Annotated in this window: 13 protein-coding genes, 8 tRNA genes and 1 rRNA gene; 18 read left to right on the top strand and 4 right to left on the bottom strand. The window is 45.5% G+C overall.

From position 1 onward, the window contains the following. Positions 1-191 precede the first annotated feature (191 nt). The 10 genes from rrf (at position 192) to rocF (ending at position 2329) form a co-directional block, all read left to right on the top strand. Positions 192-308, top strand: a 5S ribosomal RNA gene (rrf, locus tag JOC95_RS16850). Between the two features lie 9 nt (positions 309-317). After that, a tRNA-Asn gene (locus tag JOC95_RS16855) sits at positions 318-392 on the top strand. A 1-nt stretch (position 393) separates the two neighbouring features. After that, positions 394-466: transfer RNA gene (locus JOC95_RS16860), tRNA-Thr, on the top strand. A gap of 16 nt (positions 467-482) precedes the next feature. Beyond that, a tRNA-Glu gene (locus JOC95_RS16865) sits at positions 483-557 on the top strand. Between the two features lie 67 nt (positions 558-624). Beyond that, positions 625-700 (top strand) — tRNA-Val (locus JOC95_RS16870). A 38-nt stretch (positions 701-738) separates the two neighbouring features. After that, positions 739-822, top strand: a tRNA-Tyr gene (locus JOC95_RS16875). 146 nt (positions 823-968) lie between these two features. After that, positions 969-1043, top strand: a tRNA-Gln gene (locus JOC95_RS16880). Positions 1044-1045: 2 nt separating this feature from the next. After that, a tRNA-Lys gene (locus tag JOC95_RS16885) sits at positions 1046-1118 on the top strand. A gap of 49 nt (positions 1119-1167) precedes the next feature. Continuing rightward, positions 1168-1243, top strand: a tRNA-Ala gene (locus JOC95_RS16890). Positions 1244-1432: 189 nt separating this feature from the next. Further along, positions 1433-2329 (top strand): arginase, encoded by an 897-nt coding sequence (rocF, locus tag JOC95_RS16895; RefSeq protein WP_204418374.1) that lies wholly within the window; start codon positions 1433-1435, stop codon positions 2327-2329. A 23-nt stretch (positions 2330-2352) separates the two neighbouring features. Here the strand turns inward: rocF and JOC95_RS16900 are convergent, their stop codons facing one another. Beyond that, positions 2353-2535 (bottom strand): aspartyl-phosphate phosphatase Spo0E family protein, encoded by a 183-nt coding sequence (locus JOC95_RS16900; protein ID WP_204418375.1) that lies wholly within the window; start codon positions 2533-2535, stop codon positions 2353-2355. 177 nt (positions 2536-2712) lie between these two features. Between JOC95_RS16900 and sigW the strand changes: the two genes are divergently transcribed. The 6 genes from sigW to glmS all read left to right on the top strand — a co-directional run bounded on the left by sigW (position 2713) and on the right by glmS (position 9778). Next, on the top strand, positions 2713-3276 hold the full coding sequence (gene sigW, locus JOC95_RS16905; RefSeq protein WP_204418376.1) for an RNA polymerase sigma factor SigW: 564 nt from the start codon (positions 2713-2715) through the stop codon (positions 3274-3276). A gap of 20 nt (positions 3277-3296) precedes the next feature. Next, complete coding sequence (locus JOC95_RS16910) at positions 3297-3926, top strand: anti-sigma factor family protein (protein WP_204418466.1); 630 nt, start codon at positions 3297-3299, stop codon at positions 3924-3926. Positions 3927-4089: 163 nt separating this feature from the next. Then, positions 4090-4911, top strand: coding sequence for a diadenylate cyclase CdaA (gene cdaA, locus JOC95_RS16915; RefSeq protein WP_204418467.1), 822 nt, complete (start codon positions 4090-4092; stop codon positions 4909-4911). After that, positions 4904-6157 (top strand): CdaR family protein, encoded by a 1254-nt coding sequence (locus JOC95_RS16920; protein WP_204418377.1) that lies wholly within the window; start codon positions 4904-4906, stop codon positions 6155-6157. Before cdaA ends, JOC95_RS16920 begins: the two co-directional genes overlap by 8 nt. Before the next feature lie 20 nt (positions 6158-6177). Next, on the top strand, positions 6178-7524 hold the full coding sequence (gene glmM / locus JOC95_RS16925; protein WP_204418378.1) for a phosphoglucosamine mutase: 1347 nt from the start codon (positions 6178-6180) through the stop codon (positions 7522-7524). Between the two features lie 448 nt (positions 7525-7972). Then, complete coding sequence (gene glmS, locus JOC95_RS16930) at positions 7973-9778, top strand: glutamine--fructose-6-phosphate transaminase (isomerizing) (RefSeq protein ID WP_204418379.1); 1806 nt, start codon at positions 7973-7975, stop codon at positions 9776-9778. Between the two features lie 56 nt (positions 9779-9834). Here the strand turns inward: glmS and brnQ are convergent, their stop codons facing one another. Further along, positions 9835-11187, bottom strand: coding sequence for a branched-chain amino acid transport system II carrier protein (gene brnQ, locus JOC95_RS16935; RefSeq protein ID WP_204418380.1), 1353 nt, complete (start codon positions 11185-11187; stop codon positions 9835-9837). A 240-nt stretch (positions 11188-11427) separates the two neighbouring features. Here brnQ and JOC95_RS16940 point away from each other — a divergent pair, with 240 nt between their 5' ends. Both JOC95_RS16940 and JOC95_RS16945 read left to right on the top strand, forming a co-directional pair. After that, positions 11428-12099 (top strand): GntR family transcriptional regulator, encoded by a 672-nt coding sequence (locus tag JOC95_RS16940; RefSeq protein ID WP_204418381.1) that lies wholly within the window; start codon positions 11428-11430, stop codon positions 12097-12099. A 30-nt stretch (positions 12100-12129) separates the two neighbouring features. Continuing rightward, positions 12130-12588 (top strand): GNAT family N-acetyltransferase, encoded by a 459-nt coding sequence (locus JOC95_RS16945; RefSeq protein ID WP_204418382.1) that lies wholly within the window; start codon positions 12130-12132, stop codon positions 12586-12588. 47 nt (positions 12589-12635) lie between these two features. Here the strand turns inward: JOC95_RS16945 and katG are convergent, their stop codons facing one another. Beyond that, positions 12636-14822 (bottom strand): catalase/peroxidase HPI, encoded by a 2187-nt coding sequence (katG, locus tag JOC95_RS16950; RefSeq protein ID WP_204418383.1) that lies wholly within the window; start codon positions 14820-14822, stop codon positions 12636-12638. 318 nt (positions 14823-15140) lie between these two features. Further along, positions 15141-16427, bottom strand: a complete 1287-nt coding sequence (locus JOC95_RS16955) for a DUF5068 domain-containing protein (RefSeq protein WP_204418384.1) — start codon at positions 16425-16427, stop codon at positions 15141-15143. Positions 16428-16584: the final 157 nt, after the last annotated feature.

Here is a 16584-nt window from a genome sequence, read left to right on the forward strand (position 1 = left end):
GATCAGGTAGATAGGTTCGAGGTGGAAGCATGGCGACATGTGGAGCTGACGAATACTAATCGATCGAGGACTTAACCCAAAAACAATGAACGACATTTGTGAATCTTGATATGAAAAAGCGTTATCTAGTTTTGAAGGAATATAGCAAATAATGCTTGATTTTCTTTCAAAAGTTTATATAATATTAATAGTCTGGTGGCGATAGCGAAGAGGTCACACCCGTTCCCATACCGAACACGGAAGTTAAGCTCTTCAGCGCCAATGGTAGTTGGGGGCTGTCCCCCTGTGAGAGTAGGACGTTGCCAGGCTAGTATCGTTCCACCATAGCTCAGCGGTAGAGCATTCGGCTGTTAACCGAAGGGTCGTAGGTTCGAATCCTACTGGTGGAGCCATGCTTCCATAGCTCAGCAGGTAGAGCACTTCCATGGTAAGGAAGAGGTCACCGGTTCGAATCCGGTTGGAAGCTTAGTGAATATTATATAGGCCCGTTGGTCAAGCGGTTAAGACACCGCCCTTTCACGGCGGTAACACGGGTTCGAATCCCGTACGGGTCACCATAGTTTTTTCGCGAATACGAAAATAACTAAATTTTTTCACGATAGTGAAAATAACTATCCATTCAATGGAGGATTAGCTCAGCTGGGAGAGCATCTGCCTTACAAGCAGAGGGTCGGCGGTTCGATCCCGTCATCCTCCACCATGATTTTTTCACATAGTGAAATTAATTTCATATCCCTTGGAGGGGTAGCGAAGTGGCTAAACGCGGCGGACTGTAAATCCGCTCCTTCGGGTTCGGCAGTTCGAATCTGCCCCCCTCCACCATTCAACTTCGAAATGCAGATTCCGAAGTTTTTATTTGGAAAGCAGTATAAATCCTCAAGTATTAGAAATAATAATTGAAGTTAGGAAATACTCTTTTCGGGTAATATTACATAGAAGGCATTCAATTTTGAATGTGACTTCATCAATGGGCTATAGCCAAGCGGTAAGGCATCGCACTTTGACTGCGACATGCGTTGGTTCGAATCCAGCTAGCCCAGCCAACGTGCCATTAGCTCAGTCGGTAGAGCATCTGACTTTTAATCAGAGGGTCGAAGGTTCGAGTCCTTCATGGCACATATATTTTTACAAGACGCAGAAGTATTCCTGATACTTCTGTTTGTTTTAGGGGCCTTAGCTCAGCTGGGAGAGCGCCTGCTTTGCACGCAGGAGGTCAGCGGTTCGATCCCGCTAGGCTCCACCAACCCCAAAATACGAATACATACCATATTCCAAACCTTAGATTCCTTAGCGGATCTAAGGTTTTTTGTATCCCTTAAGTAAATAGACTCACAATTCTAAACTGCATATATATTCAAATTTGTGTCGAGTTGAGTCATAGACCCTTTTCACTATACAATAAATGTAATAGGGATAAGGGAGGACACTGTTCATGAAAAAGAATATCAGCATTATTGGGGTGCCTATGGATTTGGGGCAAACACGTCGTGGAGTGGATATGGGTCCTAGCGCGATTCGTTATGCAGGAATAGTGGAAAGGCTGGAACAGATTAATCTTGAAATTGAAGATTTAGGTGATATAGAGATCGGGTCGAGAGAAAGGACTGCCGGTGAAAGTAACCTGAAGAATCTGAAGGCAGTCGCAGAAGCGAGTGAAACGCTTTCCTCAAGGGTGGACGAAGTCGTCAAACAGGGTAAGTTTCCATTGGTATTGGGAGGCGACCACAGTATTGCGATTGGGACGATTGCTGGACTTGCAAAGAATTATTCGAACATGGGGGTCATCTGGTACGATGCCCATGGCGATTTGAATACAGGGGAGACCTCACCATCCGGTAATATTCATGGAATGCCGCTTGCGGTCAGCCTTGGTTTGGGAGACCCGGCTTTGACCGGTATCGGAGGAACCGGGACGAAGCTGAAGCCGGAGAATATTGTAATCATAGGTGCCCGCTCACTGGATGAAGGGGAAAAGGTCCTGATTAAGGAAAAAGGAATCAAAGTGTTTACCATGCATGAGATAGATCGCATGGGTATGACGGCTGTCATGGAAGAAACGATCGCCTACTTAAAGGATAGAACGGATGGGGTGCATCTTTCCCTGGATCTGGACGGATTGGATCCACATGATGCACCTGGTGTAGGGACACCGGTGATGGGTGGTATCTCCTACCGTGAGAGCCATTTGGCGATGGAGATGCTAGAAGAGGCCAATATCTTAACCTCAGCGGAGTTTGTGGAAGTGAATCCGATCCTTGATGAACGGAATAAAACGGCTTCAGTGGCGGTTGCCTTGATGGGCTCCCTTTTTGGAGAAAAGCTCCTTTAGAAGCAAAAAATAAACCAGCAACGTTAATTCGCTGCTGGTTTTCTTTTTATTTGAAGGTAAAGGTATTGATTGATTAATCTATCAAGCGAGGTACTCGCATCAATTACTTCTTTTGATTGAAGGTGATTGGTGGAGGAAAGGGAAATCATTTCTTCTCTTTTTCTCTCGATGGCTTCTTTCAAATGGATGGGAGATTGGGCAGACATCTGGAAACACCTCTCTTAATGGACTGGAAACAGTAATTTTAGTAAATAATACCCTGATTTATCCTTTTTGAAACATTTTTAGTTATTTTTTGTTAAAATATAATTATAGAAAAAAATGAAACCTTTTTTAGGCTAGGCTCGTAGAAAGAGACGACCGCCAGACAACGGGGGAACGGAATGGATGAACTAATAAAAAAGAGAATCAAGCAGATAAAAAAAGGCGATCAGGATGCGTTCGGGGAAATTGTGGAGATATTTAAAGACAAGATTTTTCAGCTTGTCTATCGGATGACCGGGAATGCGCACGAGGCGGAGGATGTTGCACAAGAGGCGTTTATCCGTGCATATATCAATATCAACAGTTATGATACAAACCGGAAATTTTCCACCTGGCTATATCGGATCGCGACAAATTTAACGATTGATCGTATCCGCAAGAAAAAGCCAGACTATTATCTGGATGCGGAAGTGGCCGGGACGGATGGACTGACGATGTATTCCCAGGTGGCAGCAGACATTGCGCTGCCCGAGGAGGAAGTGGAAAGCATGGAGCTGCAGGGTGAGATCCAAAAGCAGATCTTGAAGCTACCAGACAAATACCGATCTGTCATCGTATTGAAGTATATCGATGAGCTCTCCTTGATAGAGATCAGCGAGATACTTGAAATTCCGGTCGGGACTGTAAAAACAAGGATACACAGAGGGCGAGAAGCACTGAGGCAGCAATTGCGCCATGTTTAATTCTGGAGGTGTAAATGAAAATGAAGAAATGTCCGGAACAAATCGTCCAGTATATGCATGAGTATTTAGATGGTGATCTAGAGAAAGATCGAGAACAGGAGCTGAAAAACCACCTTCAGGAATGTCAGGATTGCTATCAGCAATTTCACGAACTGGAGAAGGCGATTGCCCTTGTACAGAGCACCTCTCATATAACAGCACCAAATGATTTCACGCAGAGAGTGATGAATAGTTTACCGAAAGAGAAGAAAAGGATCGGAATGAACCGCTGGATGAGAACGCATCCGGTGTTTGTGGCAGCAGCCATCTTCTTTGTACTGATGGCCGGGAGCATGTTCGGCGGCTGGCAGGAGGATAAATTGTCCTTCACCAATCAGTCAGGTCTGGTTGTCGAGGATAATACAGTGGTCGTGCCTAAAGGTGAGATCGTCGAGGGGGATGTCGTGGTGAAAAACGGCAATATCCGTGTCGAAGGGGAAGTGGACGGAAATGTCACCGTCATCAATGGAGAAGTCATCAACGGTGAGAACTATCTGGCTTCCGCGGGACAGGTAACAGGCGAGATCGAAGAAATCAACCAAGTCTTTGAATGGATCTGGTTTACGATGAAGGACGGCTTTAAAGAGGTTGTAGGAGTTTTTACAGAGTAAAGTGATAAGCGAAGGAGATGCTTGAATGATCAAGCATCTTTTTTGCTTGTTTTCTGGTTATATTAACTATAATTGAATTTATGCTATAATAACATAGTTACGGTTTTCGTACTTGATACATAAATCTCGTACTGACAAAGGAAGTGATAGGATGCCTTTTGAGATACCTTTTGGAGATATACCATATTTAGGTTATTTAGCGAATGTAATTGATATATTATTGGTCTGGTTTGTGATTTACAAACTCATCATGGTGATACGGGGTACAAAGGCGGTCCAGCTGTTGAAGGGGATCACGGTCATTGTCGTTGTCAGGATCATCAGTAGCTTTTTAGGACTGAGCACCCTGCAGTGGCTGATGGACCAGGCGTTGACCTGGGGATTCCTCGCGGTCATCATCATCTTCCAGCCGGAGCTTCGTCGTGCCCTTGAACAACTGGGACGCGGGAAATTGTTCTCAAGAAGCGGCATACCGGATGAGGAAGAGCATGCCAAGATGGTGGAGGCTGTCGTAAAATCGGTGCAGTATATGGCAAAGCGCCGTATCGGGGCACTTATCACCATTGAACGGGAAACTGGAATGGGCGACTACATAGAAACAGGGATACCTTTGAACGCAAAGGTATCATCCGAGCTTCTGATTAATATCTTCATTCCGAATACGCCCTTGCATGATGGGGCGGTCATTCTGCAAAAGAATCAGGTTGCGGCGGCAGCTTGCTATCTGCCCCTGTCTGAGAGCCCTTTTATATCCAAGGAGCTGGGGACTAGACATAGAGCGGCACTCGGAATCAGTGAAGTGACAGATAGTGTGACCATTATCGTATCAGAGGAAACGGGTGCAATTTCCGTTACGAAAAACGGGGAGCTGCACCGCGATTTAGAACCGGAAATCTTCAGTGACCTGTTGATGAAAGAGATGGATACAAGCCTTAAAACAGCTTCCTCAACACGTTGGCAATGGAGGGTGAAGAAGGATGGATAGATTTATCACCAATCGATGGATCATGAAGATAATTGCTCTTGCATTGGCCTTCATGCTCTATATGTCTGTGAACATCGATACAACATCCACTCAGCAGCGCAATAATACTGCTTCCCCTTTTCCGAGTTCACCGAATGTGGATGTGGAAACTGTGACAGATGTCCCTGTAGAGACGTACTATGACCGGGACAATCTCGTCGTAAGCGGGCTTCCGCAAAGTGTCGCAGTGACTCTGGAAGGACCTACCGGCACGCTGAAACCGACTGCATTGCAAAAGGATTTTGAGGTGTTTCTGGATTTAAGCGACCTGGAACTTGGAACGCATCAGGTGCCATTACAATGGAGAAATATCTCCGAAAAGCTGGATGTGACAGTGGAGCCGGGCTTTGCAACCGTGACGATCCAGGAGAAAGTAACACAGGATTTCCCGGTAGAGGTTGATTTTATTAATAGAGCACAGATTGAAGAAGGCTATCAGCCGGAACAGCCGATAGTGAAACCGAACATCGTGAAGGTGACCGGTTCCCGTGAGTTGATTGATAGCATCGCACTAGTGAAGGCACGGGTGGACTTGAAGGGCGTCAATGAGGCGATCAATCAGCAATCCAGGGTGACTGTATATGACAGCGAAGGGAATACCTTGAATGTGGAGGTTGAACCGGCTGTTGTGGATGTGAGTGTCCCTATTACGAGCCCATTTAAAGCGGTGCCTTTAAAAATCAACCGCAAAGGCACGCTCAAGGAAAACCTGAGCATCACCAAGGTGGAAGCCGTACCTGGCGAAGTGACGGTCTACGGTCCAAAAGGTGTGATTGATGGGTTGGAGTATATCGATAACATCGATCTGGACCTTACAAAAATAACGGAAAGTACCACCATTGAAGTGGATGTTCCTGTACCGGATGGCGTAAAGCGTGTGGTACCGGAAAAAATCAATATTAAGGTAGAGGTAGAGAAGGAAGAACAGAAAACGTTCACCAATGTACCTATCGAATATATCGGATTGCCTGAAAATATGGAGCTTGAAATGGTAGACCCGGAGAGCGGGAAGATGGATCTGACAGTCCGTGGTGCCCCAAGTGTGCTAGAAGGCTTGGAAAGTACGGATATGGAAATGTACATTAATGTCACAGACCTTGGAGAGGGGGAGCATGAGCTGCCTCTTGAAATCACCGGTCCGCAAAATGTATCCTGGGACCTGCCGAAGCGAAACGTGAAAATCAGATTAATAGAAACTATAGAGTAGGAAAAAGGAGCGAGTTACTTATGGGTAAGTATTTTGGAACGGATGGAGTGCGTGGGGTTGCCAACTCGGAACTGACGCCGGAACTGGCATTTAAATTGGGGCGTTTGGGAGGATATGTGCTGACAAAGGACCATTCCCGTCCAAAAGTATTAATAGGAAGAGATACACGCATTTCTGGTCATATGCTTGAAGGCGCACTTGTTGCGGGACTATTGTCCATCGGTGCGGAAGTGATGCGTCTTGGCGTCATTTCGACTCCTGGGGTTGCACATCTGACAAAGGCATTGGGGGCACAGGCCGGTGTCATGATCTCCGCCTCCCACAACCCGGTACAGGACAACGGAATCAAATTCTTCGGTCCGGACGGCTTTAAATTATCCGATGATCAGGAAGCGGAAATCGAAGCGCTCCTTGATGAGCCGACAGACAGCCTGCCACGTCCAATAGGTGCAGACCTTGGACAAGTGAATGATTATTTCGAAGGTGGACAAAAGTACCTTCAATTCCTGAAGCAATCAGTGGATGAGGATTTCTCCGGCATACATATCGCATTGGATTGCGCGCATGGTGCAACTTCTTCCCACGCAACCCATCTTTTTGCGGACCTTGAAGCGGATATCTCCACCATGGGATCTTCTCCGAACGGGTTGAATATCAATGATGGTGTCGGGTCGACTCATCCTGAGACACTTGCAGAACTTGTAGTGGAAAAAGGAGCGGACATCGGTCTTGCATTTGATGGAGACGGCGACCGTATCATTGCAGTGGATGAGAAAGGTCAGATCGTCGATGGCGACCAGATCATGTTCATCTGTGCCAAATACTTGAGCGAGCAAGGGCGCCTGCGTCATAACACAGTGGTATCAACGGTAATGAGTAACCTTGGCTTCTACAAAGCGCTTGAAGCGGCGGGTGTGGAAACGAAGCAGACGGCAGTCGGGGACCGCTATGTAGTGGAAGAGATGAAAAAGGGCAACTACCTATTAGGTGGAGAGCAATCCGGACATATCATCTTCCTTGACTACAATACAACTGGTGACGGAATGCTGACAGGACTTCAACTGGTCAATATCATGAAGCTGACGAAAAAGAGCCTTTCCGAGCTTGCGGCTGAAATGATAAAGTTCCCTCAGCTCCTTGTGAACGTAAAGGTGTCAGACAAGCACCATGTAACCGAAAATGAGAAAGTGGCAGCCGTGATCGCGGAAGTCGAAGCGGAAATGGAAGGCAACGGACGTATCCTTGTCCGTCCTTCCGGTACGGAGCCGCTGGTTCGCGTCATGGCAGAAGCGCCGACACAGGAGCTTTGCAACGAGTACGTAGAACGCATCGTAGCAGTCGTACGTGCTGAAATGGGCATCGAATAATATACACCAGTAACGCTAAAGATATGCATACATCGCACGTAAAACGCGGTGTGTGCATATCTTTTATTATAATTGCTTCTATTAATTGGAAGATAATTAACATAATGATTGACGGACTGGCCAAAGGAAGGTAAGATATTATTTGTTGTCATTGATGACGGAAAGGAGCATAGAGGAAATATTTTTTACAAAAGCGCCTGAACTAAGCGACGAACGGGTATTAATAGCTTAGTTGACGAGGTGGAGGTTTATCGATCTATCGGCGGATGCCTCCCGGTTGCCCATCAAAACCGACTAAAGACAGGTTCAAAGCATAAAGGCAACTTTATGTACAAAGACTTGTACTATGATGGAAAAATAATATGTCAAAAGGTAATGTGGGGGCAGGATGGTCCCCTTGTTAAGGTGTGCTTTCCTGTCCCTGCTACTTTAGGGAGGAAATCAAATTATGTGCGGAATCGTAGGTTATATCGGAACACAAGATACAAAAGAAATTCTTTTAAAAGGCTTGGAGAAGCTGGAGTACCGCGGTTATGACTCAGCTGGTATCGCTGTCATGAACGAAGATGGCGTACACGTATTCAAGGAAAAAGGCCGTATTGCAGACCTTCGTGAAGTAGTGGACGCAAACGTTGCAGCAACAGTCGGAATCGGTCACACTCGCTGGGCGACTCACGGTGTACCAAGCAAAGTCAATGCGCATCCACACCAAAGCACTTCCGGTCGTTTCACACTTGTTCATAACGGCGTAATCGAGAACTATGCAATCCTTAAGCGCGAATACCTTCAAGGTGTGAACCTTGTTTCTGATACAGATACAGAAGTAATCGTTCAGATCATCGAGAAGTTTGCCAACGAAGGGCAGCATATCGAGGTTGCCCTCCGCAACACGCTTGCGATCCTTAAAGGTTCTTATGCGATTGCATTAGTGGACAACGAAGATCCTGAAACGATCTATGTCGGGAAAAACAAGAGCCCATTGCTTGTTGGTGTCGGAAAAGGCGACTTTAACGTAGTGGCAAGTGACGCAATGGCGATGATCCAGGTAACAGACCAATTCGTGGAATTGATGGACAAAGAAATGGTTATCGTACGCAAAGAAGCGGTAACTATCAAAAAGTTGAACGGTGAAATCGTTGAGCGCGCTCCATATACAGCAGAATTGGATGCAAGCGATATTGAAAAAGGCACATACCCACATTACATGTTAAAAGAAATCGATGAGCAGCCATTGGTAATCCGCAAGCTCATCCAAAAATATCAAGATGAGAACGGCACATTGACGATCGATGCCGACATCATCAAAGCTGTGAACCAGTCAGACCGCATCTACATCGTAGCAGCAGGAACAAGCTACCATGCAGGTCTTGTCGGAGCACAGATGATTGAAAAGCTTGCAAAGGTGCCTGTTGAAGTGCACGTAGCAAGTGAATTCAACTACAACATGCCAATTCTATCCGAAAGACCGCTATTCATCTTCATTTCTCAAAGTGGAGAAACAGCGGACAGCCGTGCAGTACTTGTACAGGTGAAAGAATTAGGATATCCGGCATTGACTGTAACAAACGTACAAGGCTCCACGCTTTCCCGTGAAGCAGACTTTACGTTACTATTGCATGCAGGTCCTGAAATTGCAGTTGCATCCACAAAAGCTTACACAGCCCAATTGGGTGTACTTTCAATCTTCGCGGCAGTACTTGCTGAGTCAAAAGGCTACAACCTTGAGTTTGACCTTGTCCAAGACCTTGGAATCGTGGCAAACGCAATGGAAGTACTTTGCGACCAGAAAGAAGAACTTGAAGACATTGCACGCAAATTCCTATCTACAACAAGAAACTGCTTCTTCATCGGCCGTACAATGGACTACTATGTAGGCCTTGAAGGTGCATTGAAACTAAAAGAAATCTCCTATATCCAAGCGGAAGGCTTCGCTGGAGGAGAATTGAAGCACGGAACAATCGCCCTGATCGAAGAAGGTACACCAGTTATCGCGATCTCTACACAAGAACACGTAGACCTAAGCATACGCGGTAACGTCAAAGAGGTAGTAGCACGCGGTGCAAACCCTTGTATCATCTCCATGAAAGGCCTGGAAACAGAAGAAGACAGCTTCGTTGTACCACCAGTAAACGAATTGCTATCTCCACTGGTTTCTGTTATTCCGTTGCAGTTGATTTCTTACTATGCAGCACTTCACAGAGACTGTGATGTTGATAAGCCACGTAACTTGGCTAAATCAGTGACTGTAGAATAATAATCAAAAAAGACTCAACCAAATTTTCTTGGTTGAGTCTTTTTTATATGGTTTAATTAACTCGCTCTTTCCTCAAGCTGTACTGTTTGAGGCTTTCCTTTTTTAAAATTCCCCCAAACATACCCTAACACAGCACCGATAATCGCCGGGAAGATCCAGCCTAAGCCTACTTCATATAAAGGAAGGATGGTAGCAAAAAGGTTTTCAAGAGGCGCAATGCCCATACCCGCAGCCTTTAATGCATCAGATATTGCAACGATAGACGTGAAAATCATGCTTCCCTGATACACTTCTTTTCTTCCGTCAAAGAATGAATGTAAGAATGTTAAGGCCATTAGACAGACGACAAATGGATAAATGGCGACTAATACCGGTACGGATACGGCGATCAATTGTGTTAAGCCGACGTTTGCGAATATGGCACTGATCGTGGATAACAGGATGACAAATGTCTTGTACGAAATGCTTGGCAATAGCTTATGGAAATAAGAAGAACATGAAATGATAAGGCCGATACTTGTGGTTAGACAAGCGCCAATTACGATCAGGCTTAACAGAAGTCCACCGTAAGATCCAAAAAAGTGAGTGGAAGCACCTGATAGCACCGCTCCTCCATTTTCTAATTGCCCAAGAGCTTCTACACTTGTAGCACCAATATAGGATAGTGAAGTATAGATGATGGCAAGAAGTCCTGCCGCGATACTGCCTGCTTTTGCTACAGCGATCATGATTTCCCTTTTAGTTGTCGCACCTTTCGCTTTAACGGCGTTGATGACAACGATCCCGAATACAAAGGCAGCAAGGGCGTCCATTGTAAGATATCCCTCTTGGAATCCTGTGAAAAAGGAGCTATCTACGTAACTTTCTGCAGGGGCTTGGAAGCTTCCGATAGGAAAGATAAATGCCGTTGCTATTAAAATACCTAAGAAAATCAGTAAAAGTGGCGTTAAGACTTTCCCTACAATATCGACTATTCTAGAAGACTTCAAAGAAAAGAATGCAGTTATTCCAAAAAATAGAATGGTATAGATGATTAAACCGGCGCTACTGCTTTCCTCTGATAAGAACGGCCTGATTCCCATTTCAAAGGAAGCAGTCCCCGTTCTCGGGATTGCAAAGAGAGGGCCTATTGCTAGATATAAAATAACGGTAAATATAAGCCCAAAAACAGGATGTACCCTACTTGCTAAAGACTGGAGATCACTTTTTCCCGAATACCCCAAAGCTAATACACCGAGTAAAGGCAATCCAACTCCGGTAACGATAAAGCCCGCATTGGCAGACCAGATATTCGTTCCTGCAGATTGACCGAGCATGGCAGGGAAAATCAGATTTCCCGCACCAAAGAATAAAGCGAAAAGCATAAAACCTATGGCTAGTACAAATGAAAATGGCATTCTATTATTCATCCAAAGTCCTCCTGGCAGTCTAGTGATCTAGTTGTTGCTAAGTAAATATATATATAATTTTTCAGTGAGGTAATATATTGCATACCACAAGATATCATATGCAAAATATTTATGCAATATATCACGCCTGGTTAGTGCATGTAATATATTGTATTTAAACGCAGAATACTATACACTTTTAACATATCTAACTTGAATTCATATTGTTTTTTGTGAAATTTTTAAAGGTGGTTGTTCATAATGCCCATACCTACCAACTATTCTTCCCCCACTCGCGTGTCTGCAAAAAAGCGCGCCTTTGCTCAAATTCAAGAGTGGATTATCGATGGAACGCTTAAACCGAAAGAAAAGCTGAATGATGCGGAACTTGCACAAGCTTTGGGTGTGAGCAGAACGCCTATAAGGGAAGCGCTGCAATTACTTAATGTTCAAGGTTTAGTGGAAATGTTTCCGGGGGTAGGCACTCAGGTCACCTCTGTTAAAAAGGAAGACATAACGAAAATCCTGCCTCCATTAGGCGCTCTGCAGGCCCTGGCCGCTGAACTTGCAACACCCATCATTAGTCAGCATACGATTGATGCATTGCGTGAGATAAATGCTACATTCGCCCAAGCCATTAAAAAAGGTGATTTTTATTCGGCTTTAAAGCAGGATGAACAGTTTCATAATATTATTGTAGAGAATGCACAGAACCCTTATCTAGCAAGCTCAGTGTCAAATCTTCAGGCACATGTTCTGCGTCTCTATTTTTATCAGTCCATTATTCTTACGGATACCTCCATAGAAGAACATGAGAGCATCTTAAAAGCATTCGAGAATCGGGATAAAGAAACAGCTGCCAAAATAGCCCGCACTAATTGGCTGCGTGCGATTGATGAGTATTATGCAGGACAGGATGATAGTGGGGAATAGACAAATTATACTTTCGAACGGAGCATATCTATGGAAATTATCGAACTAAGAAATAAGGATAGGTTGCTTGATCAGGCAATCGAAGTATTTTGGCAGCAGTGGGGGAGTGAGGAGAACTTCAAGTTTTATGAAGATGCGATTCTTCATTCAGCTGCAACCTCATCTGATATACCAAGATTTTATGTGGCAGTTGAAGCGGGAGAGATCATTGGTACGTATGCCATTTTAAGAAATGATTTGAATAGCCGTCAGGATCTGTGTCCATGGTTGGCATGCCTTTATGTGGCTGAGGAGCATAGGGGGAAGGGGATAGGTGCAAAGCTGTTGGATCACGGATTAAGCGTGGCGGCAGAAAAAGGCTATGAGAATCTATACCTCACGACAGATATAGAAAATTACTATGAAAAGTACGGCTGGAAAAATAGCGGTATCGTATATGGAGCAGGCGGCGGCTCGATCAAGCTTTATGAAAAAGGGACCGCCAAATAAAAGAAAATCCGGATGAAGGGCCATAACCCCATCCGGATTTTTTTGCATTATTTTTTCACTTTTACATCATAACGATCTGCATCCATCACTTTCACCCATGCAGCCACAAAGTCCTTCACAAACTTCTCCTGGCTATCGTCTTGCGCGTACACTTCGACGAGTGCGCGGAGGACGGAGTGGGATCCGAATACGAGGTCTACTCTTGAAGCGGTACGGACGAGTTCGCCTGTACGGCGGTCTCGTGCTTCGTAGTAGCTTTCCCCTTCAGCAGGCTTCCACTCGACGCCCATATCAAGTAAGGTCACAAAGAAATCATTTGTGAGCGTACCTACCCGTTCGGTGAAGACGCCGTGCTTGGTGTCGCCGTGGTTGGCACCCAGCACACGCAAGCCTCCGATGAGAACGGTCATATCTTTTGCAGAAAGGTCCATGAGCTGAGCCTTGTCCACCATGAACTCTTCCGGTTTTAAGGAATAGTCTTTCTTATGGTAGTTGCGGAATGCGTCTGATACAGGCTCAAGCACTTCGAAGTTTTCTTCGTCTGTTTGGTCCTGAGTGGCATCACCGCGACCTGGTGTGAATGGAACTTTAACATCAAAGCCGGCGTCCTTGGCAGCTTTTTCAACGGCTGCACTTCCGCCAAGTACGATAAGGTCTGCAAGGCTGATGTACTTGTCGAGGCTTTGTTGCAAATCTTCTAATACATTGATGGCTTTTGCAAGCTGTTCTGGCTCGTTAGCTTCCCAGTCCTTTTGCGGGGAAAGACGTACACGGGCACCATTTGCACCGCCGCGCTTATCTGAATGGCGATAGGTGCTGGCAGAAGCCCAAGCCGTTTTCACAAGCTCGCTGACAGAGAGACCGCAATTCAAAAGTTTCCCTTTGAGATCTTCAATTTCAGCATCGTTTAATGTGTAGTCAACCTTCGGGACAGGATCCTGCCAAATGAACTCTTCTTCTGGCACTTCCGGACCAAGATATCTGTCGCGCGGTCCCATATCACGGTGGAGCAGCTTGAACCATGCGCGTGCGAAGGCATCGGCAAACTCGTCCGGATTCTCATAGAAGCGGCGAGAAATCTTTTCATATTCCGGATCCATGCGCATCGCCATGTCGGCTGTCGTCATCATCGTTTTTACTTTCTTGGACGGATCGTGGGCGTCTGGAGCCAGGTGATCTTCATCCGGATCGATCGGTGCCCACTGATAGGCGCCAGCTGGGCTCTTCGTCAGCTCCCATTCATAGCCGAACAGCATTTCAAAATAGCTCATATCCCATTGAGTCGGTGTCGGTGTCCATGCACCTTCGATTCCACTTGTTATTGTGAAAGCACCGTGTCCGGTTTCGTGTGTGCTTTTCCAGCCAAAGCCCTGATGCTCAAGGCCTGCTCCTTCCGGCTCTTCTGTCACATGAGACGGGTCACCGGCGCCATGTGCTTTTCCGAAGGTGTGACCGCCGGCAGTGAGTGCCACGGTTTCCTCATCGTTCATACCCATGCGCTTGAAGGTATCGCGGATATCAAAGGCACTTTTCTTCGGATCTGGTTCGCCATTCGGCCCCTCCGGATTTACATAGATCAAGCCCATCTGCACAGCAGCAAGCGGATTCTCGAGGTCACGCTCACCGGAATAACGGTTATCGCCAAGCCATTCCTTCTCTGGACCCCAGTTCACGTCCTCTTCAGGATGCCAGATATCTTCGCGGCCGCCGCCAAATCCGATCGTCTTTCCACCCATGGATTCAATCGCCACATTCCCGGCAAAGACGAGCAGGTCTGCCCAGGATAGCTTGTTGCCATATTTCTTTTTTATCGGCCAAAGAAGACGACGGGCCTTGTCCAGGTTCCCATTGTCCGGCCAGCTGTTAAGAGGAGCAAAACGCTGGGAGCCGCTTCCGCCGCCTCCGCGGCCATCCGCCTGACGGTATGTACCTGCAGCATGCCATGACATCCGGATGAAGAACGGGCCATAATGACCATAGTCCGCCGGCCACCAATCCTGGCTGTCTGTCATCAGATTATGTAGGTCCTGTTTCAGGCCAGCATAATCCAGCTTTTGAAATTCCTCTGCATAATTGAAATCTTCCCCGAGCGGGTTTGTCTTCGTGTCATGCTGGTGAAGCACATTCAGATCAAGCTGATTCGGCCACCAGTCCTTGTTTTTTGTACTTTTGATCGGTTTTTCAGAACCACTTTCACCCGTAAATGGGCACTTTCCAACGTTCTCATTGCTCATACATTTTTCCCCTTTCTGTTTTGAGAAGAGTAAACAGCAAACATTCATGCCTTTCAACGTACGAAATTGCAAATAGAGACAACATCAATTCTTACATTATAATTATAATAAATAATCCTTGAAATAAAAAGAAATATGCAGAAAATTTTAAAAACTAATGCAATATTACTAATAATAAGATAACTATTAGTTGGTTTTTTATACCATGAATTAAAAAATGGCTTTGGACCGGAAAGTAGTGAGTACAAAAAAGACCGCAGGAAAAATAAAAATACCCTCCAAGATTTTTTGTCCTGGAGGGTATTGATAAGATTGACCTTATCTTGGCAGGTCAAAGGTTACTGTTTTTTCACCAAATAAATATTCCTTTTCGCCAAAGAATGGACCAACTTCCATCTTGAAGGTCTTAAAGAGCTCAAATTCATCCTTGCGGAAAAGAAAGACGAAATATCTTTCAGCCTCTTCGCCGGGCTTGACGATATCAGGCTTGCTGGGCTCAGCAAAACCGTTGTTTCGGGCATAGCCACGATCACGATCAATCTCAACCTTTGCTGGAAGGTTGAACAGGGTCAGATCCTGGTCGGTATTGTTTTTCACCTTCGTCTTTACCGTCAAGGCGACCATTTCCACATCCTCAAAGCGGGATTCGTTCCCGTCTGTCGGGATGACCGTTGTATATTGGACGCCTTCGAGGGTGATTTCTGTGTCTTCGATCTTCTCTGTGGTGTTGATATCGGTTTTCTCAAAAATCATTTCCTTATCGGCGATATTGTTCGTGGTAAGCTGATCAGGATAGAAGGACTGTGCCCCAGCAGAGGACTCCTCATGGTCTCCGCTGTATGTAAAATCAAAAACCTTCTCTGTCATAAAATCTCCTGCGCCTTGGAAATCCTCGCTGTGGGAAGCGCTGGATTCAATGATGAATTTAGGATTGACACTTTTCATCATTTCGTACTCGTCCTCGCTCATTCTAAAGGTGACAAGGCCAGAAACCTGTTCCCCGTCCTCATACATGTTAATGTTGCCGTCCATACCAGGCTCATATCCCTTTGGCCTTAACCCTTTTCCGTCCTCGATGTAATCCTTTGAATTAGAGGGGACATAGGTATATTCATCCTGCAGACGAATATTCATGGTGCCGTTAAAATAAACAGGCTTACCGGTTTGATTGTCTACAGACACTAGCGCAGAGATGATGTACCCTGTGGTAGAATCATTGAACCTAGTTGCATTAGACTGATTCATGTCTGTCACTTTTACGATTTCATACTCGTCCACCGTTACCTTAAATCCGTTCTCATCACTAACAAAGCCTGGCTCTTTGTTGCTATATAAGACTTCCGATTTACCGCCTGTGCTTTCTTCGATGTAGGGATTCAGTGTCTCCCCATCGCTTGCGCTTGCAGCTTCTTCCTCATCTGGAGGAGTTTTCTCGCCATTCTCGGCATCCTCTACATTCTCTTCAGGTGCAGAAGCAGTTTCCTCCACCTCAGGCTCTTTATTTTTAGGTGCTTCCTCAGATCCTTGTTCACCGTTCCCGCATGCTCCAAGTAATAGGGCTGTGCACAGGAAAGATGTTAACATCCAAAACTTATTTGCTGACAACAAAAACCACATCCTTTTCTTTTAATTAATTGAAGGAAATATCCAATTTTATACGCACCTTTAATAATTTTCCATTTTAATAGACTGCTAAACCTTTTTCTGAGAGCTCGTAATGTAAGAGTGTGCTGAAAACTGCGATGGAGTGGACGCCAAGGTA

It is taken from the genome of Sutcliffiella tianshenii, assembly GCF_016908565.1.
Classification (GTDB): Bacteria; Bacillota; Bacilli; order Bacillales; family Bacillaceae_I; genus Sutcliffiella_A; species Sutcliffiella_A tianshenii.

Bases quoted from the DNA above. Each gene is read 5' to 3' on its own strand.
- rocF (WP_204418374.1), top strand. From the start codon at position 1,433: ATGAAAAAGAATATCAGCATTATTGGGGTGCCTATGGATTTGGGGCAA.
- glmS (WP_204418379.1), top strand. From the start codon at position 7,973: ATGTGCGGAATCGTAGGTTATATCGGAACACAAGATACAAAAGAAATT.
- JOC95_RS16900 (WP_204418375.1), bottom strand. From the start codon at position 2,535: ATGTCTGCCCAATCTCCCATCCATTTGAAAGAAGCCATCGAGAGAAAA.
- JOC95_RS16940 (WP_204418381.1), top strand. From the start codon at position 11,428: ATGCCCATACCTACCAACTATTCTTCCCCCACTCGCGTGTCTGCAAAA.
- JOC95_RS16945 (WP_204418382.1), top strand. From the start codon at position 12,130: ATGGAAATTATCGAACTAAGAAATAAGGATAGGTTGCTTGATCAGGCA.
- JOC95_RS16920 (WP_204418377.1), top strand. From the start codon at position 4,904: ATGGATAGATTTATCACCAATCGATGGATCATGAAGATAATTGCTCTT.
- sigW (WP_204418376.1), top strand. From the start codon at position 2,713: ATGGATGAACTAATAAAAAAGAGAATCAAGCAGATAAAAAAAGGCGAT.
- brnQ (WP_204418380.1), bottom strand. From the start codon at position 11,187: ATGAATAATAGAATGCCATTTTCATTTGTACTAGCCATAGGTTTTATG.
- JOC95_RS16910 (WP_204418466.1), top strand. From the start codon at position 3,297: ATGAAGAAATGTCCGGAACAAATCGTCCAGTATATGCATGAGTATTTA.
- glmM (WP_204418378.1), top strand. From the start codon at position 6,178: ATGGGTAAGTATTTTGGAACGGATGGAGTGCGTGGGGTTGCCAACTCG.
- katG (WP_204418383.1), bottom strand. From the start codon at position 14,822: ATGAGCAATGAGAACGTTGGAAAGTGCCCATTTACGGGTGAAAGTGGT.